This window comes from Elstera litoralis (assembly GCF_000963705.1).
Classification (GTDB): domain Bacteria; phylum Pseudomonadota; class Alphaproteobacteria; order Elsterales; family Elsteraceae; genus Elstera; species Elstera litoralis.
Map to the genome: position 1 here is coordinate 1 of NZ_LAJY01000485.1, position 5541 is coordinate 5541.

The window sequence follows — 5541 nt, forward strand, 5'->3', positions numbered from 1 at the left end:
GGGGGCGGGACATTCGATAAAACCTCGCTCAATTCTAAGGCTTTATCTTACGCCTCAACCCGCACGATACGCAAAATATTCGTGGCCCCCGGCGTGCCGAATGGCACCCCCGCCGTCACCACGAGCTTTTGCAGCGGCAGCGCGATGCCAACATCGCGCGCCACGCGGCAGGCGATGGCGACCATATCGTCGAACTCGCGGCAATCGTCGCAGACGACCGGGTGCAGCCCCCACACCAGCGCCAAGCGCTGCGCCGTTTCGGGCTTGGAGGTCAGCGCCAGAATCCGGGTGCTGGGCCGTTCGCGCGCCACCCGCAACGCCGTGAGGCCCGAGGAGGTGAAGGTGACAATCGCCGCCGCCTTGATGGTTTCCGCCACCTGGGCCGCCGCTGCCGCCACGGCGTCCGAGGCCGTTTCGTCGTGGGTCGGAACTTCCGCCATCATCAGCGTGCGATAGAGGCTATCGCGCTCGGTGCGGCGAATGATGCGCTCCATGATGCTCACGGCTTCGACCGGATATTGCCCCGCCGCCGTTTCCGCCGAGAGCATCACCGCATCCGCCCCATCGTAAACGGCGGTCGCCACGTCCGAGGCTTCGGCGCGCGTCGGCGTCGGCGCGGTAATCATCGATTCGAGCATCTGGGTCGCCACGACCACGGGCTTCCCCGCCCGGCGCGAGGCCCGGACGATGCGCCGTTGCAGAGCCGGAACATCCTCGGGGGGCAGTTCCACACCCAAATCGCCGCGCGCCACCATCAGCGCGTCCGACAGGGTGATAATATCGTCGAGATGCTCGATGGCCGACGGTTTCTCGATCTTGGAGAGAACCCCTGCCCGCCCGGCAATAATCTTGCGCGCTTCGGCCACGTCCTGCGGGCGCTGCACGAAGGACAGCGCGATCCAATCGACGCCCAATTCCAGCGCAAAGGCGAGATCGTTGCGGTCTTTTTCCGTCAGCGCGGCCAGATCGATGACGGCATGGGGAACATTCACGCCCTTGCGGTTCGACAGCGCCCCGCCGGTAATCACCTCGGTCTCAACGAAATCCGTGCCCGCTTGCGTGATGCGCAGGCGCACCTTGCCGTCATCCAGCAGCAAATCCTGCCCCGGCGCGACGGCGGCGAAAATTTCGGGGTGCGGCATGCCAACGCGGGTTTGGGTGCCGGGCGTGAGGTCCAGATCCAGCCGGAAGCCATCCCCGGCTTTTAGCTCGATCTTCCCCTCGGCAAACGTCGCAATCCGCAGCTTCGGCCCCTGCAAATCCCCAAGAATGCCGATGGGGCGACCGAGTTGCGCCGCAACGGCGCGCACGGTCCGAAAGCGCTCGGCGTGATCCTCGTGGCTGCCGTGGCTGAAGTTGAGACGGAAGACATCGGCCCCGGCTTTAATCAGCTCGGCGATCCGTTCGGGGGTCGAGCTTGACGGACCCAAGGTCGCCACAATCCGGGTACAGCCTTCACGACGCATTCCATCCTCCCAGGCGGGTTTTATCGCGCCACTGTCGTCGGAATGGGAGAAATTATCAAGTGAAATCAATATGTTATTCTGTAGTGAGCGTATTGCTCACTACAGTTTGCTCGCACACGCAAAAGAGATTTCAGCGCTTCGGGACCAGCACCTCGCGCTTGCCGACATGGTTTGCCCCGCTGACGACGCCTCAGATTCCATCCGCTCCACCAATCGGGCGGCGCGGTTGTAGCCGATTTGCAGATGCCGCTGAATGAAGCTGGTCGAAGCTTTGCGCTCGCGGGCGACCAAGGCGACGGCTTGATCGTAGAGCCCGTCGCCGTCGCTCTCGCCCTCACCGCTGCTGGCGGCAGCCGCTTCCTCATCCTCTTCCAGCACGGCATCGACATAGGCGGGTTCGCCCTGGCCGCGCAGGAACTGGGCGATTTGCTCGACTTCGGCATCGGACACGAACGGCCCGTGGACGCGGGTAATGCGCCCGCCGCCCGCCATATAGAGCATATCGCCCTGCCCTAAGAGTTGCTCCGCCCCGGATTCGCCAAGGATGGTGCGGCTGTCGATTTTGCTCGTCACCTGGAAGCTGATGCGCGTCGGGAAATTCGCCTTGATCGTGCCGGTGATGACATCGACCGAGGGCCGCTGCGTTGCCATAATCAGATGAATGCCCGCAGCCCGCGCCATTTGCGCCAGGCGCTGAATAGTGCTTTCGATTTCCTTGCCCGCCACCAGCATCAGATCGGCCATCTCATCGACGATGATGACGATGTAGGGGAGCGGATCGAGGTTCAGCGGTTGGTCTTCAAACAAAGGCGTGCCGGTCACTTCGTCGAACCCCACCTGAACCCGGCGGGTGCGCGACGCGCCGCTGTCGGTGAGTTCGGCGCAGCGCGTGTTATAGCCTTCGATATTGCGCACGCCGAGTTTCGCCATCGCCCGGTAGCGGTTTTCCATCTCGCGGACGGCCCATTTCAGCGCCACCACGGCCTTCTTCGGATCGGTGACGACCGGCGTCAGCAGGTGCGGAATCCCGTCGTAGACCGACAGTTCCAGCATCTTCGGGTCGATCATAATCAGGCGGCACTGTTCCGGCGTCAGCCGATACAGCAGCGACAGGATCATCGCATTAATGCCGACCGATTTGCCCGAACCGGTGGTGCCCGCGATCAACAGATGCGGCATTTTCGCGAGATCGGCGATCACGGTCGTCCCGCCGATATCCTTGCCCAGCACCAGCGGCAGGCGGCGCGCGGGGTCGGCGAAATCGGGATGGGTTAGGACATCGCGGTAGAACACGGTCTCGCGGCGGGCGTTCGGCACTTCGATGCCGATAACGGTGCGGCCCGGCACCGTGGCGATGCGCACGGCAATCGCCGCCATCGAGCGGGCGATATCTTCGGCAAGGCCAATCACGCGGGCCGATTTGGTGCCGGGCGCGGGATCGAGTTCATACAGCGTCACCACCGGGCCGGGGCGCGTGTTAACGATTTCGCCGCGCACGCCGAAATCTTCCAGAACCGACTCCAGTAGGCGCGCGTTTTGCTCCAGCGCGGCGGGCGACGGCAGCGCGGTTTCGGCGGGCGGCTCTAGCAAAAACGTTGATCGGCGGCAGCGCGTAATCGCCCGAGGGCTCCGGCAGGCCGGGGTAAGCCGTGGGCTGAAAGCCGCCCGCCTTGGTCTCCACCTTCGTCGGCACGCGCTTTTGCGTGACGGTTTCGGTCGAAGGTTTTGGCGCGGCAATCGGCGCGGCTTCAGCGCGCGGCACTTGCACGGTCTCCGTCCGCGAGGCGGCGACGAAGGCGGGCGCATCGAAATCGCTGGGAGTCTCAACCGGCGTCGCGCGCGGCGCATCGGCGGCGGTGACGGGCCGCCCGAAGCGCGGTTCGGCCCGTTCACCCTGGCCTTCCGGGCCGGGTTTCAGGAAGGGATTGACGGGTTTCACCGCCGCCTTTTTGCGGTTCAACAGCCCACCGAGGCCCGAGGCAATCGGCGGCACCTTTACTGAAATCGACGGCACGTCGAAACTGGGGCGCGACGGCATCGGCATGCCTTGGGCGCGGGCACGGAGTTGGCTGACCTGTTTGCGGAACTCGCGCCACTCGCGCCCGCCGAAGCCGAGCGTCCAAATGCCCAAGAAGCCGGTGAAACCTGCCGCAATCAGGCCAATCGTCGAACGGCTCGCCCCGCCGATCATCGGCCCCAGGGCGCTGATCGGTTTGAATGCCAACTCGCCAATAACCCCGCCGGGGCCGGACGGCAACCCGAAGGCGATTCCATGCGGCAAGGCGCCCGCCGCCAGCGCCGCGCAGATCAGCGTCGGCGGCAGCAAGGAAACGCGCAGCCACATTTTCGTTAGGCCATGATCGGCGAACAAGCGCCAGCCCCAGGCCGCCAGAATCCCGATTAATCCCAGATGCGCCAGCCCGAGGGTTTGCAGGCCGATATCACTCACCGTCGCGCCAAAGCCGCCCAGCAGATTGCGCACCGGCCCGCCCGTGGCCTTCAGCGGCGAGGGGTCGGCGGGATAATAGCTGAGATAGGCGAGGAACATCGCCGCTGCCAGCAGCAGCAGCAGCAGACCGCTCGTCTCTTCCACCCGGCGCACGATAAACTTATCGGCCCCGACAGGCAGCAGGGCGGCGCGGCCCTTACCACTGGCGAAATCGGTCATTGGTTTTGCCCCTCATGGCGGTCAAGACAATCGGTTAGGCGACGTAACGCGGCTTCGGTCACCTCCGGCGGATGCACCAGGGCGACGCGGATATAGGCACTGCCGGGATTATGACCATCGGCCTGGTCCCGCGCGAGGTAGCGGCCCGGCAGAACTTTCAGCCCGGCGTGTTGCCACAGCGCGCGGGTCGCCGCTTCGCCATCGTCAACGTTTAACCACAGAAAGAAGCCGCCCGGCGGCGTAAAGCGGCCCCAGCGGGTGCCGATGATCCGCTCGGATGCTGCGAAATTGGCGCGATAGACGGCGCGCACGTCTTCCACATGGGCATCGTCGCGCCACAGGGCTGCGGCGGCGGCCTGGATGGGCAGCGGCATCCCTGCCCCGCCGTATTCCATCACCCGCGTTAACGCCGCAATCAGCTTGGCATCGCCCGCAACGAAGCCCGAGCGCAGGCCCGGCAGACTGGAGCGTTTGGAGAGCGAGTGGAAGGTGACGAGATTATCGAGCGTCCCCGTTTCCAATGCCACTTCCAGCCCCCCGGCAGGCGGGGTTGCGACATAGATTTCGGCGTAACATTCATCAAGCGCCAGCACGAAATCATACTGCCGCGCCAATGCCAGCAGGCGGCGCAGATAGGATAGCGGCGCAATCGTGCCCTGCGGATTGGCGGGGGTGCAAAGGTAGAAGATTGCCGTGCGCGCCAGCAGCTCCGGCGTCAGCGCGTCGAGGTCGGGCAGAAAGCCGGTTTCTTCGGTCGCATCGACGAAGACCGGCTCCGCCCCGCCCAAGACCGCCGCCCCAGCATAGACCTGATAGAAGGGGTTCGGCATCACCACGGCGGGGGTCTGACCATTCTTGCGCGTCGGAATCGCCGTAAGCCCGAGCAGGAACAGCGCCTCGCGCGTGCCAGGGGCCGGGACCAAGTGGCGGTCGGGATCGATAAAGCCTTCGGGCAAATGATAGCGCCGCGTCAGCCACCCGGCCGCCGCCTGCCGCCAATCGGGGGAGCCTGCGGCGGGGGGATATTTGGTGAAACCGGCTTGGGCGGCGGTGAGGGCCGGCATCATCAGCGCGGGCGCGGGCAGTTGCGGCTCGCCGATGGACAGCAGCAACGGGGCCGGATCGGTCGGCGGGGTAACATCCGCCAGCAGCGCCGCTAAGCGCCGGAACGGATAATCCCCTAAATCATCGAGTCGATCATTAAGCATTTTCTAGCCCATAAGCCGCCAAAGCACCCCGACAGCGCTTTATGACGTTGGACTAAGAATGCCATCCAGAGCTTTGTCTTACAACACAAAAATCACTTAACTTAAAGCAATGTGTTAATTTGATTTTCGGGTCCTATGATGCGTAAGACGGGCCGAATCGTCAACTAATCCTGACAAGCCGTTAAATAGGAAACCGATM

4 protein-coding genes are annotated in these 5541 nt (G+C 64.2%); all 4 read right to left on the reverse strand.

Going from position 1 to position 5541, the window contains the following annotated elements; all coding sequences use genetic code 11:
• Window positions 1-47 precede the first annotated feature (47 nt).
• The 4 genes from pyk to VZ95_RS16180 all read right to left on the reverse strand — a co-directional run bounded on the left by pyk (window position 48) and on the right by VZ95_RS16180 (window position 5342).
• Window positions 48-1466 (reverse strand): pyruvate kinase, encoded by a 1419-nt coding sequence (gene pyk / locus VZ95_RS16165; protein WP_045776777.1) that lies wholly within the window; start codon window positions 1464-1466, stop codon window positions 48-50.
• Window positions 1467-1565: 99 nt separating this feature from the next.
• Entirely contained in the window at window positions 1566-3056 is a 1491-nt protein-coding gene (locus VZ95_RS23205) for a DNA translocase FtsK (protein WP_456297708.1), read from the reverse strand.
• Window positions 2944-4134 (reverse strand): DNA translocase FtsK 4TM domain-containing protein, encoded by a 1191-nt coding sequence (locus VZ95_RS29805; protein ID WP_045776778.1) that lies wholly within the window; start codon window positions 4132-4134, stop codon window positions 2944-2946. Before VZ95_RS29805 ends, VZ95_RS23205 begins: the two co-directional genes overlap by 113 nt.
• The gene (locus VZ95_RS16180; protein ID WP_045776779.1) at window positions 4131-5342 is read right to left on the reverse strand and encodes an aminotransferase class I/II-fold pyridoxal phosphate-dependent enzyme; all 1212 of its coding nucleotides are present in this window, start codon (window positions 5340-5342) and stop codon (window positions 4131-4133) included. The genes VZ95_RS29805 and VZ95_RS16180 overlap by 4 nt, the downstream gene beginning before the upstream one ends.
• Between the last annotated feature and the right edge of the window lie 199 nt (window positions 5343-5541).